Genomic DNA, 579 nt, shown 5'->3' with positions numbered 1-579 from the left:
CTGGCCGCCCGCGCGAGCGATCGTTGCCCGTCAGGGGCGAGACGCCGCTTGGCGGCTCGATCGAAGCGGAGTGGAGATAGAGCGCGGACCTCATGGGCGCGCCAAACCACTTGACTTTTTGCGATCTATCCCCGATTTGGATCGCGGAGGCTTTGTAACCCGCAAGGGTGGCATTGCCTTTTCCTGTTTCTAGGGCTCTACGTTCTCGACCCGCAGCTCTCCAAGCACCACGAATCCCCATGTATCATGTCCGCCCGGTGTCGCGGAGTGATAGCGCAGCCGCGTAACCTGTTGTGCGAATGGGTCCAGCTCGTCACGCTTGGGCTTGTTCATCGGCCGCACACCCGTCGTCAGCCGCACGCCCCAGCTCACAATTTAAGCGACAAGATCGGCCATCTGAATCATGCTGGTAAGATCGCTGTGAACAAACAACGGTTCGGGAATGATGAGGCGCGAGCGGGTCCGGCCCTTGCCCGTATGTAGGAAATACTGCTCCATCTGGCTGAGCAATATCTGGCTCTGCTGCTTTTCCACTTCGTCGAAAATGACCGTCCCCATCGGTTTCACGGCCTCTGGTCG

General features: G+C 59.2%; 1 protein-coding gene. It reads right to left on the bottom strand.

Going from position 1 to position 579, the window contains the following annotated elements; genetic code table 11:
• Nucleotides 1–375: 375 nt before the first annotated feature.
• On the bottom strand, nucleotides 376–579 hold a 204-nt coding region (locus AACY52_RS29505; protein WP_339561251.1), incomplete at its 5' end, for a DUF3800 domain-containing protein.

It is taken from the genome of Pseudomonas sp. EA_65y_Pfl1_P113 (genome assembly GCF_963970525.1).
Classification (GTDB): Bacteria; Pseudomonadota; Gammaproteobacteria; order Pseudomonadales; family Pseudomonadaceae; genus Aquipseudomonas; species Aquipseudomonas tritici.
This window is presented reverse-complemented; position numbering and strand designations above follow the sequence as displayed.